Here is a 17,760-nt window from a genome sequence, read left to right as displayed (position 1 = left end):
CGCTCCGCCCCCGGGGCGCTTACCAGCGCTTGCCTTCGGGCGTATCGAGCAGCGGCCGCAACTTGGTAGCGATTGCTTCGCGCGCGCGGAAGATCCGCGATCGGACCGTCCCGATCGGACAGCCCATCATTTCCGCGATCTCTTCGTAGCTCAGGCCCTCGATCTCGCGCAGCGTGATTGCCTGGCGCAGTTCTTCGGGCAGCAGAGCCATTGCAGCGTTGACCGTCTCGGCAATCTGCTTGCTCATCAACATCGACTCAGGCGTGTTGATATCCCTTAGTTGGTCTGCGTCGGAGAAAGTTTCCGCTTCCTCTGCATCGGCCTCGGTCGAGGTCGGCGCCCGGCGGCCTTGCGTCGCAAGGTAGTTCTTCGCCGTGTTGACGGCAATCCGGTACAACCACGTATAGAACGCCGATTCGCCGCGAAATTGCGGCAGCGCACGATACGCCTTGATGAACGCGTCCTGGGCCACATCCTCGACCTCGGCGGGATCCCGCACGAGGCGCGAGATCAGCCGAATGATCTTGCGGTGGTATTTGGAGACCAGGAGTTCGAACGCCGCCTTGTCGCCCTTCTGTACGCGCTCGACCAGAGCCTGATCGATTTCTTTTTCACTCACCTGACAAATCCGTTAACTAGGGATGCAACGCGGAACGTTATTGTAGCGTTCCGGCGCCGGACGCTGGTTACGGTCGGTAACCGCGCCGCCGTCATGCCCGCCCCGCCGCACCCGCCGTCCTCGCCAGCACGGATAGCGCGCTGAACGACGCGGCATCGAGTGCGTCGGCCGGAATCAGCAGCGGCCGGGCCCGCCGGGCACCCTGCCCGACCGACAGCACCAGCAGCAGGCTGCTCCAGTGCGCATGGCCCGTCACGCGGCCACGGGCCAGCAACCGCCCGGTGCGGCCAAACGCCGCAATCTCCCCGAATGCATCGATCCGCAACTCGGCCGGCAACCGGCGGGCACAGGCCCGGGCGGCGCAAACGGCCAGCAGCGCGGCCGTCGCAGCCGACACGCATGCGCCGGCTGCAGCGCCCGCGCGCGGCGCCCAGAACAGGTACGCCGACGCGGCTGCCGACGCGACGAACACTGCCAGCACGAGATACGACACGGCCGAGGCCCGCAACGCAAAGCGTTGCGGACGCCCGGCCGGAGCATCGAATGGACTCGTCAAGCGATTCTGCGTCAGACGCGCTTGAACACCAGCGTGCCGTTGGTACCGCCGAAGCCGAAGTTGTTCTTCACGGCGATGTCGATCTTCATGTCACGCGCGGTGTTCGCGCAGTAATCGAGATCGCACTCGGGGTCCTGGTTGAAGATGTTGATGGTCGGCGGCGACACGTTGTTGTGCAGCGCCAGCACCGTGAACACCGACTCGAGGCCGCCCGCGCCACCCAGCAGGTGACCCGTCATCGACTTCGTCGAGTTCACGACGACCTTGTACGCATGCTCGCCGAAGGCCGCCTTCACCGCGTCGGACTCGTTCTTGTCGCCCAGCGGCGTCGACGTGCCATGTGCGTTCAGGTACTGGACCTCGTCGGCGTTCACGCCGGCGTCGCGCAGTGCCGCGACCATGCAGCGGCGCGGGCCGTCCATGTTCGGCGCGGTCATGTGGTACGCGTCGCCCGTCATGCCGAAGCCCGAGACTTCCGCGTAGATCTTCGCGCCACGCGCCTTCGCCGCTTCGTACTCTTCGAGCACCATCACGCCTGCGCCCTCGCCCAGCACGAAGCCGTCGCGGTCCTTGTCCCACGGACGGGATGCGCTGGCCGGATCGTCGTTGCGGGTCGACAGCGCACGCGCTGCCGCGAAACCGCCGATACCGAGCGGCGACACCGTCGATTCCGCACCGCCCGCGACCATCACGTCCGCGTCGCCGGCCTGGATCAGGCGAGCCGCGAGACCGATGCTGTGCAGGCCGGTCGTGCAGGCCGTCACGGCCGCAAGGTTCGGGCCCTTCAGGCCGAACATGATGCTCAGGTGGCCCGAGATCATGTTGATGATCGAACCCGGCACGAAGAACGGCGAAATCCGGCGCGGGCCGCGATCAACGTATGTCTGGTGCGTATCCTCGATCATCGGCAGGCCGCCGATGCCCGAACCGACCATCACGCCGATGCGTTCCGCATTCGCTTCGTTCACTTCCAGCCCGCTGTCCCTGATAGCCTGGACACCGGCGGCGATGCCGTAGTGGATGAACGTATCCATGCTCCGGGCTTCCTTCGCCGGGATGTATTCCTCGGCGCTGAAACCCTTCACTTCGCCCGCGAAATGAACGGCGAGGTTCGACGAATCGAACTTCGTGACGGTGGCAATACCGGACTTGCCGGCGACGAGATTGGCCCAGCCGTCGGCAACATTATTGCCAACAGGCGAAATCAGCCCCAGGCCTGTAACAACAACACGACGGCGGCTCACGGTAACCTCTTTTCCATTATTGGATGACAAAAACAAAAGCCACAGTGGCCACAGGAACCAGCCCTGCGAGCCCTGTGGCTGTTAGTCCGTCCGGCTCGAAGCCGGCAGGATGACGCGTCAATCGCGAAGATCGCGGCGACGTGGCGGACAAGCGCGAAAGGCGCTTACGCCTTGACGTTTGCGCGAGCGTAGTCGATCGCTTGCTGAACGGTCGTGATCTTCTCTGCTTCTTCGTCCGGGATTTCCATGCCGAACTCGTCTTCCAGAGCCATCACCAGTTCGACCGTGTCGAGCGAGTCGGCACCGAGGTCGTTCACGAACGAAGCTTCGTTCTTGATCTCGGCTTCCGCGACGCCCAGTTGTTCAGCGACGATCTTCTTGACACGTTGTTCGATGTTGTCCATTACCCCTCCGAGGGAAAGTTCAGATTTACAAGTGCGCGCATTTTATCAGGTTTGCTGACGCCAAAACGCGCGTTGGCTTGACGGTCTATCAAGCGCCTATCCGCTTGAAAAACGGGATACGGCGCGGATGGTAAACGAAAATCGTTACGACATGTACATGCCGCCGTTCACGTGCAGCGTCGTGCCGGTGATATAACCGGCCTGCGGCGATGCGAGGAACGCGACGGCATGGGCGATGTCTTCCGGGCTGCCGAGGCGGCCGAGCGGAATCTGGGTCTTGAGCGCGGCCTGCTGCTCTTCCGGCAGCGTCTTCGTCATGTCGGTGTCGATGAAGCCCGGCGCCACGCAGTTCACGGTGATGCCACGGCTGCCGATCTCGCGCGCGAGCGCACGCGTCATGCCCGCGACGCCGGCCTTCGCGGCCGCGTAGTTGACCTGCCCCGGGTTGCCGGCCGAACCGACCACCGACGTGATGTTGATGATACGGCCGCCGCGCGCCTTCATCATCGGGCGCAGCACGGCGCGCGACAGGCGGAACACCGACTTCAGGTTGGTGTCGATCACCGCATCCCAGTCCTCGTCCTTCATCCGCATCGCGAGCTGGTCCTGCGTGATGCCCGCGTTGTTGACGAGCACGTTCAGCGCACCGAATTCCTTCACGGTCGCATCGATCAGTGCCTCGGCGGCTGCCGCGTCGTTGACGTTCAGCACCGCACCGCGGCCCGTGACGCCCGCTTCCGCGAACGCCGCGGTGATCGCGGCGGCGCCCGATTCGCTCGTCGCCGTGCCGATCACCGTCGCGCCCAGGCGCGCGAGTTCGAGCGCGATCGAACGGCCGATGCCGCGCGACGCGCCGGTCACGATCGCAACCTGTTTATCGAGAGTCTTGTCCATGAATCGAATATCCGTTTCTTGGGAAAAGGCGCCGCGTCAGGCGGTCACCAGCTTGAGCGCTTCGTCGAGGGAAGCCGGATCGAATACCGATGCGCCCGTCAGGTTGCTGTCGATGCGCTTCGTCAGGCCGGCGAGCACCTTGCCCGGGCCGCATTCGATCACGTGCGTGACGCCCGTGCCGGCGATGTGCTGCACGCACTCGACCCAGCGCACCGGGCCCGCGGCCTGGCGCACCAGCGCGTCCTTGATCGCGGCCGGATCGCTGATCACGGCCACGTCGATGTTGTTGACGACCGGAATCTGCGGCGCCTTCACGTCGACGTTCACGAGATAGTCGCGCAGTTGATCCGACGCCGGCTTGAGCAGCGACGAATGGAACGGCGCCGACACCGGCAGCGGCAGCGCACGCTTCGCGCCCTTCGCCTTCGCGATCTCGCATGCCTTTTCGACCGCGGCCTTGCTGCCTGCGATCACGACCTGCGCAGGCGCATTGAAGTTCACCGCTTCGACGACGCCCGCTTCCGCGGCTTCGGCGCACACCGCACGCACCGTATCGTCGTCGAGGCCCAGGATCGCGGCCATGCCGCCCTGGCCGACCGGCACGGCCGTCTGCATCGCCTGCGCACGGAAGCGCACGAGCGGCACGGCGTCCTTGAACGCGAGCGCGCCCGCGGCGACGAGCGCCGTGTATTCACCGAGGCTGTGGCCTGCGACGATCGACGGCGCCGGGCCGCCTGCCTGCTGCCACGCGCGGTAGCACGCGTAGGCGGCGGTCAGCATCACGGGCTGCGTGTTGGTGGTCAGGTTCAGCTCTTCGGCCGGGCCTTCGGCGATCAGCTTGCCGAGATCCTCATTGAGTGCATCGGACGCTTCCTGGAGCGTCTCGCGCACGACGGCCAGATCGGCGAATGCGTTGAGCATGCCGATCGCCTGCGAGCCCTGCCCCGGAAAAACGAATGCAAATTTCATATCGTCCCCAATTGAATCGATTCGGACGGCGCGCGCGAACGGCGCGCCGATGGGATCCGCGCGCAGCTTGTCGCGCGCCGCGGATCAGAAGCGGAAGACCGACGCGCCCCAGGTGAAGCCGCCGCCGACGCCTTCGATCAGCACGTGCTGGCCACGCTGGATGCGGCCGTCGCGCACCGCGACGTCGAACGCCAGCGGGATCGACGCAGCCGACGTGTTGCCGTGCTGGTCGACCGTCACGACCATGCGCTCCTGCGGCAGGCCGAGCTTGCGGCAGGTGCTGGTCATGATGCGGATGTTCGCCTGGTGCGGGATCAGCCAGTCGATTTGCTCAGGCGCGAGATTCGCCTTCGCGAGCGCTTCGATCGCAACCTTTTCGAGCACGTTGACCGCGAGCTTGAACACGGCCTGCCCGTCCATGTGCAGGAACGCGCTGCCTTCGATCACGCCGCGATTGACGTTGCCCGGCGTGCAGAGGATGTGCGAATAGCTGCCGTCCGCATGCAGGGCGCTGCCGAGCACGCCCGGCTCTTCCGATGCGGACAGGATCACCGCGCCCGCGCCGTCGCCGAACAGCACGCAGGTCGTGCGGTCCTTGAAGTCGAGAATGCGCGAGAACGTCTCCGCGCCGACCACGAGCGCCGTGCGGTGCTGGCCGCTGCGGATGAAGCTGTCGGCCGTCGCCATCGCGTAGGCGAAACCCGAACACACGGCCTGCACGTCGAATGCCGCGCCGCCGTTCTTGATGCCGAGCTTATTCTGCAGCAGGCACGCGGTGCTCGGGAATACGAAATCGGGGGTCGAAGTGGCGACGATGATCAGGTCGATCGACTGCGGATCGACTCCGGCCGCCTCGATCGCACGACGCGACGCCTCGAGCGCGAGATCGCTGGTCGTGACGTCCGGTGCGGCGAAATGGCGCGCATGGATGCCCGTGCGCGCAACGATCCACTCATCGCTCGTCTCGATGCCTTCCTTCGCAAGACGATCGGTCAGCTGCTGGTTCGTGACGCGGTCGGGCGGCAGGTAGCTGCCCGTGCCGAGCACGCGGGAATAGAGAGTCGATTGGGCCATTTATGCTTTAGAGGATTGCGCAGCGGAAGGTTCGGCGTGATGGCCTGCGGCCGGGCTTGCTTGGCCCGCGCCGTGTTCGCCGTCGCCGAGCGACACTGAATTATCCGCCATCGCGCGCGCGAGGCGCTCCAGCACGCCGTTTTTGACGGCATCATACCCGCGTTTGATCGCCCACTCAAACGCGTAGGCGTCGGCCGAACCGTGGCTCTTGATCACGAGGCTCTTCAGCCCCAGCAAGGCTGCGCCGTTGTACTGGCGGTGGTCGACGCGCTTCTTGAAACGCATCAGCACCGGCAGCGCGAGCAGCGCCATCAGCTTCGACATCAGCGACCGGCCGAACTCCTCGCGGATGATGTCCGACAGCATCTGCGCGAGCCCTTCGGACGTCTTCAGCGCGACGTTGCCGACGAAGCCGTCGCACACGATCACGTCGACGGTGCCCTTGTAGATGTCGTTGCCTTCCACGTTGCCGCGGAAATTGAGCGTGCTGGCGCGCAGCAGTTCGCCTGCGCGCTTGATCGTCTCGTTGCCCTTGATGACCTCTTCGCCGATGTTCAGCAGGCCGATCGTCGGGCGCTCCTTGCCTTCGAGCGCGGCCACGAGCGCGTGGCCCATCTCCGCGAACTGCAGCAGGTGCTGCGGCTCGCAGTCGACGTTCGCGCCGAGGTCCAGCATCATCGTGTAGCCGGTCGGGTTCGGCAGTGCGAACGCGATCGCGGGCCGCTCGATGCCGGGCAGCGTCTTGAGTACGTAACGGGAAACGGCCATCAGCGCGCCGGTATTGCCGGCGGAAATGCAGGCCTGCGCCGCGCCATCCTTGACGTGGTTGAGCGCGACGCGCATCGAAGAATCCTTCTTCTTGCGCAGCGCCACTTCGACAGGATCGTCCATCGCCACGACTTCGGTGGCGGGAACGATGGTCAGCGCGGGATCGTCGAGGGCTTTCAGCTTCTTCAGCTGAGCGCGGATCGCGCTTTCGATGCCGACGAGCATCAGGTGCGCATCGGGATACGCGCGGACGAACTTGACTGCCGCGGGAACGGTCACGGACGGGCCGTGGTCGCCTCCCATGCAATCGATTGTGAGCTTTACGGTCATGGAATGCGACGAATTTCAGGCACAAAAAAGCGGCAGTTGAATGCCGCCTTTTTGTCGAGCCAGGAAAGTGTCAAGCGAACCAGTTGTCACGCGAACGGCCAGCGTAGCGCGCAACGCGTGACTTGACGCTTAGTCGTTCTTCGTCTTGACGACTTTCTTGCCGCGATAGTAGCCGTTCGGGCTGACGTGGTGACGCAGATGCACTTCACCCGTGCTCGGCTCGACTGCCAGCGGCGCGGCCGTCAGGAAATCGTGCGAACGATGCATGCCGCGCTTCGACGGCGACTTCTTGTTTTGCTGGACTGCCATGACTAACTCCTAAATAATTTTCCGGATTCTAACACAGCCCGATCCGGCGCTTAACTACCCTGGCCCAAAGCCCTTACGCCTTCCCGCGCCACAACTGCTTAGTGTTTCTTGGTGCCGTCACCGTCCTTCTTCAACGCTTCCAGCGCTGCGAACGGATTCGGCCGTTTGCCTTCGTCCCCGGCTTCGTCGGACTCTTCGTCCGCCTCTTCCACGGGACCGCTCGCGCCCGACACGAGGCTTTCGTGAACTGCCGGGCAAACCTCGTGCTTGGGCACGAGCGGCAACGAAAGCAGCAATTCCTCTTCGATCAAGTCGACGAGATCGAACTGGCGTGAGCCCACGATCACATCGGCTTCATCGTCGTCGAGCGGAAATTCTTCAGCTTCTTCTTCGGTCGCGACGACCCGGTACGTCATGTCGACATCGAACGCCTGGTCGTACGGCGTCATGCAGCGCTGGCACGTGAGCCATGCATGGCCGTGTACCGCGAGACGCAGGTACGGTTGCTGCCCATCGGCGCCGTCGTCCTGCAACTCTTTCTGCGTGAACCCTTCCGCCTGCCACGTGAAGGCCGTGTCGCGATCCGGCGCGTCCGTCGGCACTTCGTTTAACATGCGCGGCAGTTGCGAGAGGTGCATCGCCCCCGCTGCCTGCCGCCCGCTACGGGCGAACTCGAACAGGTCGACAGCGTGCGGATCGAGCGCCGTCGCAGGTTTGCCAGAAGAAGTGTTCATGTGCGCTCCTGCCTACAGGCTGACTTGCGGATCCGGCTTGGTACCGCTCGCGTACGACTCATCCGCGGATGACGTACTTTACTTCCGAAGACCCGACAGGCGCCACAACGGAAGCCTGCCGACGAAAAGCGGGAAAGCATACCTGTTTTACCTTTTTCGGTCAATCACTTAAGCTTGCGTCCGCGCAACACTGCGCCACCCCCGACGACTCACCGATCCAACCGACCATGCCGGATACCGTTTGCCGCCCGCCGCGGCTGATTCTCGCCTCCAGTTCCCGCTACCGCCGCGCGCTCCTCGAGCGCCTCGGCGTGCCGTTCGACGTCGTATCGCCCGACCTCGACGAAACCCCGCTCGCCGGCGAAACGCCGGCCGCGACCGCGCTGCGCCTCGCCGGCGCGAAAGCGCGCGCCGTGGCCGCGACGATCGACGCGCCCGACGGCGTGCTCGTGATCGGGTCAGACCAGGTCGCGACCTTCGACGGCCTGCAGATCGGCAAGCCCGGCACGCACGAGCGTGCGCTCGCACAACTCATGTCGATGCAGGGCCGCGAAGTCGAATTCCACAGCGCGCTCTGCCTGTACGACAGCAGGACCGGCGAAGCGCAGGTCGAGGACATCGTCACGCACGTGCGTTTTCGCGCACTGCCCGAGGCCGAACTCGACGCGTACCTGCGCGCGGAAACGCCGTACGACGTCGCCGGCAGCGCGAAATCCGAAGGGCTCGGCATCGCACTGCTCGACGCGATCGACTCCGACGACCCGACCGCGCTCGTCGGCCTGCCGCTGATCGCGCTCACGCGGATGCTGCGCGCCGTCGATTACCCGCTTTTTGCAACCACCCGTGGAGACCGCGCATGACCGCCGGCACGCTTTACCTTGTCCCGAACACGCTTGGCGAAGGCGACGAATCGATGCTCGCCGCGGTGCTGCCCGCGGCCGTTCAGGCCCGTGCCGGCACGCTCGGCTATTACATCGGCGAAAACGCGAAGACGACGCGCGCGTTTCTGAAAAAGATCGGCACGACGCGACCGATCCAGGAAATCGAGATCAGCGAGCTGAACGTCAATACGCCGGCCGGCGCCATCGACCGCCTGCTCGCTCCCGTGCTGGCCGGCGCGGACGCCGGCCTCGTGTCGGAGGCCGGCTGCCCGGCCGTCGCCGACCCCGGCGCGCAGCTGGTGCGCCGCGCGCACGAGCGCGGCGTGAAGGTCGTCCCACTCGTCGGGCCGAGTTCGATCCTGCTCGCATTGATGGCATCCGGCCTGAACGGCCAGAGCTTCGCATTCAACGGCTATCTGCCGGTCGACGCGGCCGCGCGCGCGAAACGCCTGCGCGAACTTGAGCAACTGTCACGCAAGGCTCGCCAGACGCAAATCTTCATCGAAACGCCGTACCGGAATCACGCGATGCTCGACACGCTGGTCGCGACCTGCGCGCCGTCGACGCAGATCTGCGTCGCGGCCGACCTGACGCTCGCAACCGAGACGATCGCGAGCCGTACCGTCACGGACTGGAAAAAGGCGCCTGCGCCGAATCTGAACAAGCGCCCGGCGATCTTCCTGCTGCTCGCGAACTGACGCCGCGACGGCCGGGCCATGGCGGCCCGCCACCAACCGGTCAGCGCAGGCTGACCGATGCGGCGCCGGCCGTCAGCGCCTTCATCGCGGCGCCGCCGACGGCCGCGCCGAACTTGCGCGCGACACGGTTCGTCAGGCTTTCCTTCACCGTGTAGTCGACGAGATCGGGCGCCTTCAGCACGTCGCGCGCGACCGTGTCGGTCGTGCCGTAGCCGTCGGCAAGCCCGAGCTCGACGCTCTTCTCGCCGGTCCAGAACAGGCCCGAGAACATGTCGGGCGTCTCGTGCAGCCGCTTGCCGCGACCATCCTTCACGGCCTTGATGAACTGCGCGTGCACCTGGTCGAGCAGCGCCTGCGCATGCGCGTCCATCTTCGGCGTTTCGGGCGAGAACGGATCGTAGAAGCCCTTGTTTTCGCCCGACGTATGCAGGCGCCGCTCGACGCCGAGCTTGCCCATCAGGCCGGTAAAGCCGAATCCGTCCATCAGCACGCCGATCGACCCGACGATGCTCGCCTTGTCGACGAAGATCTTGTCGGCCGCGGACGCGATGTAATAGCCGCCCGATGCGCACATGTCGGTCACGACGACGTACAGCGGCTTGTCCGGATACTTCGCGCGCAGCCGCCGGATCTCGTCGTAGACCATGCCGGCCTGCACGGGGCTGCCGCCCGGGCTGTTGATCCGCAGCACGACGCCGACGGTGCCGTCGTCGTCGAATGCCGCGTCGAGCGCCGTGTTGATGTCGTCGGCATTCGCGTTGACGCCGGCCGCGATCTCGCCGTCGATCGTCACGAGCGCCGTATGCCGCCCGCTCGACGAGAACTTCGAATCGCTCGAGAAATCGATCAGCGCGAACGCGAACAGCACGAACACGCCGAGGAACGCAAAGCGGAAGAAGATCTTCCAGCGCCGTGCCGCGCGCTGTTCCTTGACGGCCGCGAGCGCGATCCGCTCAAGCGCCGCGCGCTCCCAGTTCGGTTCACGGTTGTCGGGACGGGAGGAGGATTCCGGGGAATTCGGTTGGTCGGCCATGCAGTGGTGTCGTCAGTCGGTCGTGGCGGGAGTGGCAGGATGCAGGTCGGCATCGGGCACCCAGAATACCGCACGGCCGTCGGGCGTGTCGCGTTCGTCGACCTCGACCGGCCGCAGGCGGCCGCCGCGGCACGGGCCGCCGACGCACTTGCCGGTATCCGGCGCGTAGATCGCGCCGTGCGTCGCGCACATCAGGTAGAGGCCCGACGACTCGAAGAACTGCCCTTCGGCCCAGTCGAGCTCCATCGGCACATGCGCGCAGCGGTTCAGGTAGCCGTAGGCGCGGCCGTCGTAGCGCACGAAGAACACGACGGCCTGCTCGCCGCGCAGCGTCGCGTCGACCCGCACGCCGGCGCCGCCGTCGGTCAGTGCGTCCGATGCGCACACGCGCACGGCGTCGGGCGCCGTGCTCATGCGTGCTCCCGCAGCCACGCAGCCAGCGCCGCGACGTCCGGCGCGACAAAACGCGGCGTCAGTGCAGCCAGCGCATCGGCCGGGTGTGCGCCGTACGCGACGCCGACACCGGCCGCACCGGCGCTCGCCGCCATCTGCAGGTCGTGCGTCGTGTCGCCGATCATCACCGTGCGCGACAGATCCTGCCCCAATTCTCGCGACAACTCGTGCAGCATCGCCGGGTGCGGTTTCGAGAACGTCTCGTCCGCACAGCGCGTCGCGTCGAACAGGCTCGTCAGCTTCGACTGGTCGAGCACGCGGTTCAGCCCGACCCGACCCTTGCCGGTCGCAACCGCAAGCAGGTAGCCCGTGTCGCGCAGCTCGACGAGCAATTCGCGCACGCCGGCGAACAGCACGATGCGCTGGTCGTCGAGCAGATAGTGATAGCGGTAGCGCTCGGCCAGCCGCGAGTAGTCGGACGGGTCGAGGGTCGGAGCCGTAATCTGCAGCGCATCGCGCAGGCCGAGGCCGATCACGTAGCGCGACGCCTCGTCGGACGGCGTGGGCAGGCCGAGATCGCGGCATGCGGCCTGGATGCTGTGCGCGATGTGCGCAGTCGAATCCATCAGCGTGCCGTCCCAGTCGAAGACGATCAGGTCAAATTGCTGTCGAGCCATGCGGTTCAGGCGGTATCGCGCAATGCGCTGAGTTGATCGAGGAAACGCCGGCATTCGTCCGGCAGCGGCGCATCGAACTGCAGCGCCTCGCCGGTCAACGGATGGGCGAGCCGCAGCCGGTGCGCATGCAGGAACATCCGTTTCAGCGACGGCTGCGCGTTCGCGCGCGCCAGCGCCTTGTTCAGTGCGAAATCGCCGTACTTGGCGTCGCCGGCGATCGGCAGGCCGAGATGCGCGAGGTGCACACGGATCTGATGGGTCCGACCCGTTTTGAGTTCCGCTTCGACGAGCACGTAGTCGGACCAGCAGTCGACGAGGTTGAACACCGTATGCGACGGCAGCCCGTCGTCCTGCACGCGGACGCGGCGCTCCCCTTCCGGGGTCGAATACTTGAACAGCGGCGCCTTCACCGCGCGACGACGGCCCCAGTCGGGCTGCCATTCGCCGTGCGCGCACGCGAAGTAGCGCTTGTCCATCCGGTTCTCGCGGATCTGCTCGTGCAGACCCACGAGCGCCGTGCGTTTCTTCGCGAGCATCAGGATCCCGGACGTCTCGCGGTCGAGCCGGTGCACGAGTTCGAGGAATTTCGCGCGCGGGCGCGCCTGGCGCATCTGCTCGATCACGCCGAACGCGACGCCGCTGCCGCCGTGGACCGCGACCCCGGCCGGCTTGTTGATGACGAGCATTGCGTCGTCCTCGTACAGCACGTCGAAATTCGCGGGCGGTACGACCGGCGTGTCGGCGCGCGCGAGGTCGGCCGCCGCCACGCGCACGGGCGGCACGCGGACGATGTCGCCATGGGCGAGGCGGTACTGCGCGTCGACCCGGCCCTTGTTGACACGCACCTCGCCGCTGCGGAGGATCCGGTAAATATGGCTTTTGGGCACGCCTTTACAGACGCGCAACAGGAAATTGTCGATCCGCTGACCGGCCGAGTTTTCATCGATCTCGATCATCGATACCTGGCCGCTTGCGACCGAATTCTGGGATATTTTGCCTAACTCATTCATACTGAATATAATTTTGCCCAGCCTGACGTTGAGGGTGGCCTGACCGGCCGGCCCCGGCTGAATCGGGCAAGGCGCAAGCGCAAACCGTCATTTTACTTGCGCCGGGGGTCCGCTGCTCGCCCCTAATCAAAGAGAAGCAGCAAGTTGCACGCACGGCGCCGCCCGTCGGCAAGGATCGCGCCCACAGGCGGATTCGGTCGGCAAGGCGCCGCGGTAACGGAAAGTTGGTTGAAAAGAATTTGATCGGTAGCCCGACGGCGCGAAGTGCGTCCGCAGGCTGCCGGTTGCGAAAATTACGGCGTTGCGCCCGATTTGGCCCCGCGAAGCGTGCGGGGCTTGGCGACGTCAAACCAGGGAAGTACACCCCAAGCGGGAAAGTCGGGCTGGATTCGATACTCCCCGCTGCGGCCCAAGCCGCAGCATCTGCCGCCCGTCGGCGTGCGCGACCCATTGCGCGCGCCCGTGGCAATGCCCGGACTCAGGCTTAGCGCGCTTTTGCAGCGTGCGGTGTGTGAACGCCGTGCTTTGAAACCGTATTCGCAGGTGCCCTATGGCCGCCGGCCCCATGTTTCGGGCCCAAGCGCCTCTTCAGGCAATTCTCCCCGCCATCGTTCCCGCTCCAGCGTGCTTGTGACAACACAACAAGGTGCGGCCTGCCGTCGTTCCCGACCTCGCGACTGACAACCGCGAGGCGCCGGCAGCGGAGCCGCCTGGAGTCGTTCATGAAACGCATGCTGTTCAATGCGACGCAGCAGGAGGAGCTGCGCGTCGCCATCGTCGATGGGCAAAAGCTCATCGATATCGACATCGAGACAGCCGGGCGCGAACAGCGCAAAGGCAATATCTACAAAGGTGTCATCACCCGCATCGAGCCGTCGCTCGAAGCGTGCTTCGTCAATTACGGCGAAGACCGCCACGGCTTCCTGCCGTTCAAGGAAGTCGCCCGCCAGTACTTCAAGGAAGGCATCGACATGCGCTCCGCGCGCATCCAGGATGCCCTGCGCGAAGGCCAGGAGCTGATCGTCCAGGTCGAGAAGGAAGAGCGTGGCAACAAGGGCGCCGCCCTCACCACCTTCATCTCGCTCGCCGGCCGTTACCTCGTGCTGATGCCGAACAATCCGCGCGGCGGCGGCGTGTCGCGCCGGATCGAAGGCGACGAGCGCCAGGAACTGCGCGAAACGATGGCGCAGTTGCAGATTCCGGACGGCATGAGCATGATCGCCCGTACCGCGGGCATCGGCCGCAGCGCCGAGGAACTGCAGTGGGACCTGAACTACCTGCTGCAGCTGTGGCGCGCGATCGAAGCGGCGTCGCAAAGCGGCAACTCCGGCCAGCCGATGCTGATCTACCTGGAATCGAGCCTCGTGATCCGCGCGATCCGGGACTATTTCCAGCCCGATATCGGCGAAATCCTGATCGACACGAACGAGATCCATGATCAGGCCCGCGCCTTCATGGACATCGTGATGCCGGACAACGTCGCGAAGGTGAAGCGCTACCACGACGACGTGCCGCTGTTCTCGCGCTTCCAGATCGAGCACCAGATCGAGACCGCGTACTCGCGCACGGTCCCGCTGCCGTCGGGCGGCGCGATCGTGATCGACCACACCGAAGCGCTCGTCGCGATCGACGTGAACTCGGCGCGCGCGACCAAGGGCGCGGACATCGAGGAGACGGCCACCCGCACGAACCTCGAAGCGGCCGACGAAGTCGCCCGCCAGCTGCGCCTGCGCGACCTCGGCGGCCTGATCGTGATCGATTTCATCGACATGGAATCGGCGAAGAGCCAGCGCGAAGTCGAGCAACGCCTGAAGGACGCGCTCAAGCACGACCGTGCGCGCGTGCAGATGGGCAAGATCTCCCGCTTCGGCCTGATGGAACTGTCGCGCCAGCGCCTGCGCCCGGCCCTGTCGGAAGGCAGCCACGTGACCTGCCCGCGCTGTAACGGCACCGGCCACATCCGCGATACCGAATCGTCCGCGCTGCAGGTCCTGCGGATCATTCAGGAAGAAGCGATGAAGGAAAACACCGCGGCGATCCATTGCCAGGTGCCGGTCGAGGTGACCGCCTTCCTGCTCAACGAAAAGCGTCAGGAAATCAACAAGATCGAGTCGCGCTTCAAGGTCGGCATCGTGCTGATCCCGAACAAGCACCTCGATACGCCGCACTACAAGCTCGAGCGCCTGCGTCACGACGACGCGCGCCTCGACGATCCGCGTGCATCCTGGAAGATGGCCGAGGAAGCCGCCCGCGAACTCGAGTCGGAAACCGGCTACAGCAAGCGCGCGGCAGAAGTGAAGCCGAAGCAGGAAGCCGCGGTCAAGGGCATCACGCCCGAGCGTCCGGCGCCGAGCCCGGCACCGCAGCGCCCGGTCGAGCCCGTTCCGGCGCCGGCCCCCGTCGTCGCGACGAGTGGCGGCTTCATCGGCTGGCTGAAGGGCCTGTTCGGCGTATCGCCGGCTCCGGCGCCCGCACCGGTTGCCGCGCCGGCACCGGCGAAGGATCAGGCAGCCCGTCCGGCCCGCGAGAAGACCGAGCAGCGCGGCGGCGACCGCAATCGCAACCGTCGCGGCGGCGCCCAGCAGGCACAAGGCGGCCGCGACCAGGCAGCAGCAGGCCGTGGCCAGCCGCAACGCCAGGAACGCGAAGGCAAGGAAGTGCGCGAACCGCGTGAAGGCCGCGAACCGCGCGAGGGTCGTGAACTGCGTGAAGGCCGTGAGCCGCGTGAAGGTCGCGAAAACCGCGAAGGTCGTGAGGGCCGCGAAGGTCGCGAGGGCCGTGGCCCGCGCGAAGGCCGCGAACCGCGCGAAGGTCGTGAGCCGCGTGAACCGCGCGAGAACCGCGAGCCGCGCGAGCGTGCCGAGCAGCCGGAAGGCGTCGAGGCAGGCAGCCGCGGCGAGCGCCAGGAACGCGGCGAACGTCGCGAGCGCGGCGAGCGCCGCAAGCCGACCCAGCATGCGGCCACGCTGGAAACCGTGACCCGTGGCGAAGCCCACCCGGAACAGGAAGACGACAAGGCCGTCGCCGAAGCGCTGCCCGGCGCCGAGCTGGCAGCCGATGCGGAAGCCGGCGCGCGTGACGGCGAGGAACGTCGTCGCCGCCGCCGCGGCCGTCGCGGCGGTCGTCGCGAGCGCGACGAAGACGGCGCAGTCGTCGACCAGGGCGAGCAAGGTGCGGAAGGCGAAGCTGAAGCGCAAGCCGAAACGCCGGTAGCACCGGTCGTAGCCGAGCCGGCCCACACGGCCGCCCCGGCAGTCGTCGCAGCCGTGGCAAGCGCCGCCGTCGTGGAAGCAGTCGTCGAGCAGCATGCTGCACCGGCCGCTGTCGAAGCGCAGCCGGCCCCGGCACCCGTCGAAGCCGCTCCGGTCGAGCCGGCCGTCGCCGTCCAGGCAGCAGAACCGGCACCGGTTGCACCGGTTGTCGCGGAAGCCGGCCCGGCTCCGGTCGAGGTTTCGCCGACCGACGCGTTCGAAGTGCCGGCCGCGCCGGCAGCAGCCCCGGTCGCTGTCGAGGCGCCGCAGGCCGCACCGTTCGAGCAGGCCGCACCGGCCGTTGCTGTCGAGGCAGCTCCGGTGGCTGTCGCGCCGGCACCGGTGGAAGCTGCATCGGTCGAAGCTGCGCCGGTGGAAGCTGCATCGGTCGAAGCTGCACCGGTCGAAGCCGTCGCAGCACCCGCCCCGGTTCCCGCACAACCGGCAGCCGCGCCCGCTTCGGCGAGCCTGGATGTCGTGCTGGAGCAGGCCGGTCTCGTCTGGGTGAACACGGACGCCGGCAAGTTCGCTGCTGCGCAGGAAGCCGCTTCGCAGCTCCCGCGCGCGGCCCGCGTGCCGCGTGAACGCAAGGTGCTGCCGCCGGCCGATACGGCCCCGATGCAGCAGGTCGAAACGACGCACCAGTAATTCGCATCGCCTGACCAGGAAAAGCCCGCCTCCGGCGGGCTTTTTCATGTCCGCGCTGCGGGTTTCCGCCCACCGGACCAGCCGGCCGCTTGCGGCTAAAATAGAGGTCTGGTCCGCACTTCTTTCAACATGTCCCGACGCATCATTCCTCTCGCCGACGTCAGCGGGATGCCGGACGTCTCCGGCGTCGCGCATGCCCCTGACGGCACGCTGGCCGACACGTTTGCCAGGCCGCTGCGCGACCTGCGCATTTCGGTGACGGATCGCTGCAACTTCCGCTGCGTGTACTGCATGCCGCGTGCGGTCTTCGACAAGGACTACCCGTTCCTGCCGCACAGCGCGCTGCTCACGCACGAGGAAATCGAACGCGTGGCGCGACTTTTTGTCGCACATGGCGTCGAGAAGATCCGCATTACGGGTGGCGAGCCGCTGCTGCGCAAGAATCTCGAATTCCTGATCGAGCGCCTCGCACGCCTGACGACACACGCCGGCCGCCCGCTCGACCTGACGCTGACGACCAACGGCTCGCTGCTCGCGCGCAAGGCGCGCGCGCTGAAAGATGCCGGGCTCACGCGCGTGACGGTCAGCCTCGACGCGCTCGACGACACGCTGTTCAAGCGCATGAACGATGCCGAATTCGCGAGTGCCGACGTGCTCGACGGCATCTTCGCCGCGCAGGCCGTGGGCCTCGCACCGGTCAAGGTCAACATGGTCGTGAAGCGCGGCACCAACGACAGCGAGATCCTGCCGATGGCCGAGCGTTTCCGCGGCACCGGCGTGATCCTGCGCTTCATCGAATACATGGACGTCGGCACGTCGAACGGCTGGAACATGACCGAGGTGCTGCCGTCGGCCGACGTCGTCGCGCGCATCGCCGAACATTTCCCGCTCGTGCCGCTCGAGCCGCACACGGCGGCCGAAACCGCGCAGCGCTGGGGCTACGCGGACGGCAGCGGCGAGATCGGCGTGATCTCGAGCGTCACGCAAGCGTTCTGCGGCGACTGCACGCGTGCGCGGCTGTCGACCGAAGGCAAACTGTACCTGTGCCTGTTCGCGTCGACGGGCCACGACCTGCGCGCGCTCGTGCGCGGCGGCGCAAGCGACGCCGACATCGCGACCGCGATCGCCCGCATCTGGCAGGCCCGCACCGATCGCTATTCGCAGCTGCGCGGCAGCGCGTCGGCCGACGCGCTGCCTGACGGCACCGGCAAGCGCGTCGAAATGTCGTATATCGGCGGCTGACACACGCCGCCCTTTCCGCCTTCGTA

The 17,760-nt window shown here is 66.3% G+C and carries 18 protein-coding genes; 4 read left to right on the top strand and 14 right to left on the bottom strand.

What is annotated here, in order from left to right; genetic code table 11:
• Positions 1–19 precede the first annotated feature (19 nt).
• From rpoE to AC5LXK_RS05510, 10 genes are all read right to left on the bottom strand, one after another.
• Positions 20–619, bottom strand: coding sequence for an RNA polymerase sigma factor RpoE (rpoE, locus tag AC5LXK_RS05555; RefSeq protein WP_493390668.1), 600 nt, complete (start codon positions 617–619; stop codon positions 20–22).
• A gap of 91 nt (positions 620–710) precedes the next feature.
• Positions 711–1,175 carry a hypothetical protein gene (locus AC5LXK_RS05550; protein WP_493390667.1) on the bottom strand — a complete coding sequence of 155 codons (465 nt, stop codon included), beginning with the start codon at positions 1,173–1,175 and terminating at the stop codon, positions 711–713.
• Between the two features lie 11 nt (positions 1,176–1,186).
• Entirely contained in the window at positions 1,187–2,419 is a 1,233-nt protein-coding gene (fabF, locus tag AC5LXK_RS05545) for a beta-ketoacyl-ACP synthase II (protein ID WP_493390666.1), read from the bottom strand.
• Positions 2,420–2,583: 164 nt separating this feature from the next.
• On the bottom strand, positions 2,584–2,823 hold the full coding sequence (gene acpP, locus AC5LXK_RS05540; protein WP_004197638.1) for an acyl carrier protein: 240 nt from the start codon (positions 2,821–2,823) through the stop codon (positions 2,584–2,586).
• 144 nt (positions 2,824–2,967) lie between these two features.
• On the bottom strand, positions 2,968–3,717 hold the full coding sequence (fabG, locus tag AC5LXK_RS05535; RefSeq protein ID WP_006476504.1) for a 3-oxoacyl-ACP reductase FabG: 750 nt from the start codon (positions 3,715–3,717) through the stop codon (positions 2,968–2,970).
• Positions 3,718–3,753: 36 nt separating this feature from the next.
• On the bottom strand, positions 3,754–4,686 hold the full coding sequence (fabD, locus tag AC5LXK_RS05530) for an ACP S-malonyltransferase (protein WP_493390665.1): 933 nt from the start codon (positions 4,684–4,686) through the stop codon (positions 3,754–3,756).
• A gap of 84 nt (positions 4,687–4,770) precedes the next feature.
• Positions 4,771–5,760, bottom strand: a complete 990-nt coding sequence (locus AC5LXK_RS05525) for a beta-ketoacyl-ACP synthase III (protein WP_493390664.1) — start codon at positions 5,758–5,760, stop codon at positions 4,771–4,773.
• A complete protein-coding gene (gene plsX / locus AC5LXK_RS05520; RefSeq protein ID WP_493390663.1) occupies positions 5,761–6,858 on the bottom strand; it encodes a phosphate acyltransferase PlsX in 1,098 nt (365 codons plus the stop codon).
• A gap of 129 nt (positions 6,859–6,987) precedes the next feature.
• Positions 6,988–7,167 carry a 50S ribosomal protein L32 gene (rpmF, locus tag AC5LXK_RS05515; RefSeq protein WP_006051932.1) on the bottom strand — a complete coding sequence of 60 codons (180 nt, stop codon included), beginning with the start codon at positions 7,165–7,167 and terminating at the stop codon, positions 6,988–6,990.
• A 98-nt stretch (positions 7,168–7,265) separates the two neighbouring features.
• On the bottom strand, positions 7,266–7,901 hold the full coding sequence (locus AC5LXK_RS05510) for a YceD family protein (protein ID WP_493390662.1): 636 nt from the start codon (positions 7,899–7,901) through the stop codon (positions 7,266–7,268).
• 227 nt (positions 7,902–8,128) lie between these two features.
• On the opposite strand from AC5LXK_RS05510, the gene AC5LXK_RS05505 reads away from it, so the two are divergent.
• Together AC5LXK_RS05505 and AC5LXK_RS05500 are read left to right on the top strand one after the other, a co-directional pair.
• On the top strand, positions 8,129–8,761 hold the full coding sequence (locus AC5LXK_RS05505) for a Maf-like protein (RefSeq protein ID WP_493390661.1): 633 nt from the start codon (positions 8,129–8,131) through the stop codon (positions 8,759–8,761).
• Complete coding sequence (locus tag AC5LXK_RS05500; RefSeq protein WP_493390660.1) at positions 8,758–9,480, top strand: SAM-dependent methyltransferase; 723 nt, start codon at positions 8,758–8,760, stop codon at positions 9,478–9,480. The genes AC5LXK_RS05505 and AC5LXK_RS05500 overlap by 4 nt, the downstream gene beginning before the upstream one ends.
• 40 nt (positions 9,481–9,520) lie before the next feature.
• On the opposite strand, the gene AC5LXK_RS05495 is transcribed toward AC5LXK_RS05500, so the two are convergent.
• Genes AC5LXK_RS05495 through AC5LXK_RS05480 form a run of 4 tightly spaced genes read right to left on the bottom strand, consistent with a single transcriptional unit; the run spans position 9,521 to position 12,593 of the window.
• On the bottom strand, positions 9,521–10,513 hold the full coding sequence (locus tag AC5LXK_RS05495; protein ID WP_493390659.1) for a S49 family peptidase: 993 nt from the start codon (positions 10,511–10,513) through the stop codon (positions 9,521–9,523).
• A 12-nt stretch (positions 10,514–10,525) separates the two neighbouring features.
• The gene (locus tag AC5LXK_RS05490; RefSeq protein WP_176046834.1) at positions 10,526–10,927 is read right to left on the bottom strand and encodes a Rieske (2Fe-2S) protein; all 402 of its coding nucleotides are present in this window, start codon (positions 10,925–10,927) and stop codon (positions 10,526–10,528) included.
• Positions 10,924–11,583, bottom strand: a complete 660-nt coding sequence (locus AC5LXK_RS05485; RefSeq protein ID WP_493390658.1) for an HAD-IA family hydrolase — start codon at positions 11,581–11,583, stop codon at positions 10,924–10,926. The genes AC5LXK_RS05490 and AC5LXK_RS05485 overlap by 4 nt, the downstream gene beginning before the upstream one ends.
• Positions 11,584–11,588: 5 nt before the next feature.
• Entirely contained in the window at positions 11,589–12,593 is a 1,005-nt protein-coding gene (locus tag AC5LXK_RS05480) for an RluA family pseudouridine synthase (protein ID WP_493390657.1), read from the bottom strand.
• A 722-nt stretch (positions 12,594–13,315) separates the two neighbouring features.
• Between AC5LXK_RS05480 and AC5LXK_RS05475 the strand changes: the two genes are divergently transcribed.
• Positions 13,316–16,492, top strand: coding sequence for an Rne/Rng family ribonuclease (locus tag AC5LXK_RS05475; RefSeq protein WP_493390656.1), 3,177 nt, complete (start codon positions 13,316–13,318; stop codon positions 16,490–16,492).
• A 129-nt stretch (positions 16,493–16,621) separates the two neighbouring features.
• Complete coding sequence (gene moaA, locus AC5LXK_RS05470) at positions 16,622–17,734, top strand: GTP 3',8-cyclase MoaA (RefSeq protein ID WP_493390655.1); 1,113 nt, start codon at positions 16,622–16,624, stop codon at positions 17,732–17,734.
• Positions 17,735–17,760 lie beyond the last annotated feature (26 nt).

It is taken from the genome of Burkholderia pulmonis, from assembly GCF_984667975.1.
This window is presented reverse-complemented; position numbering and strand designations above follow the sequence as displayed.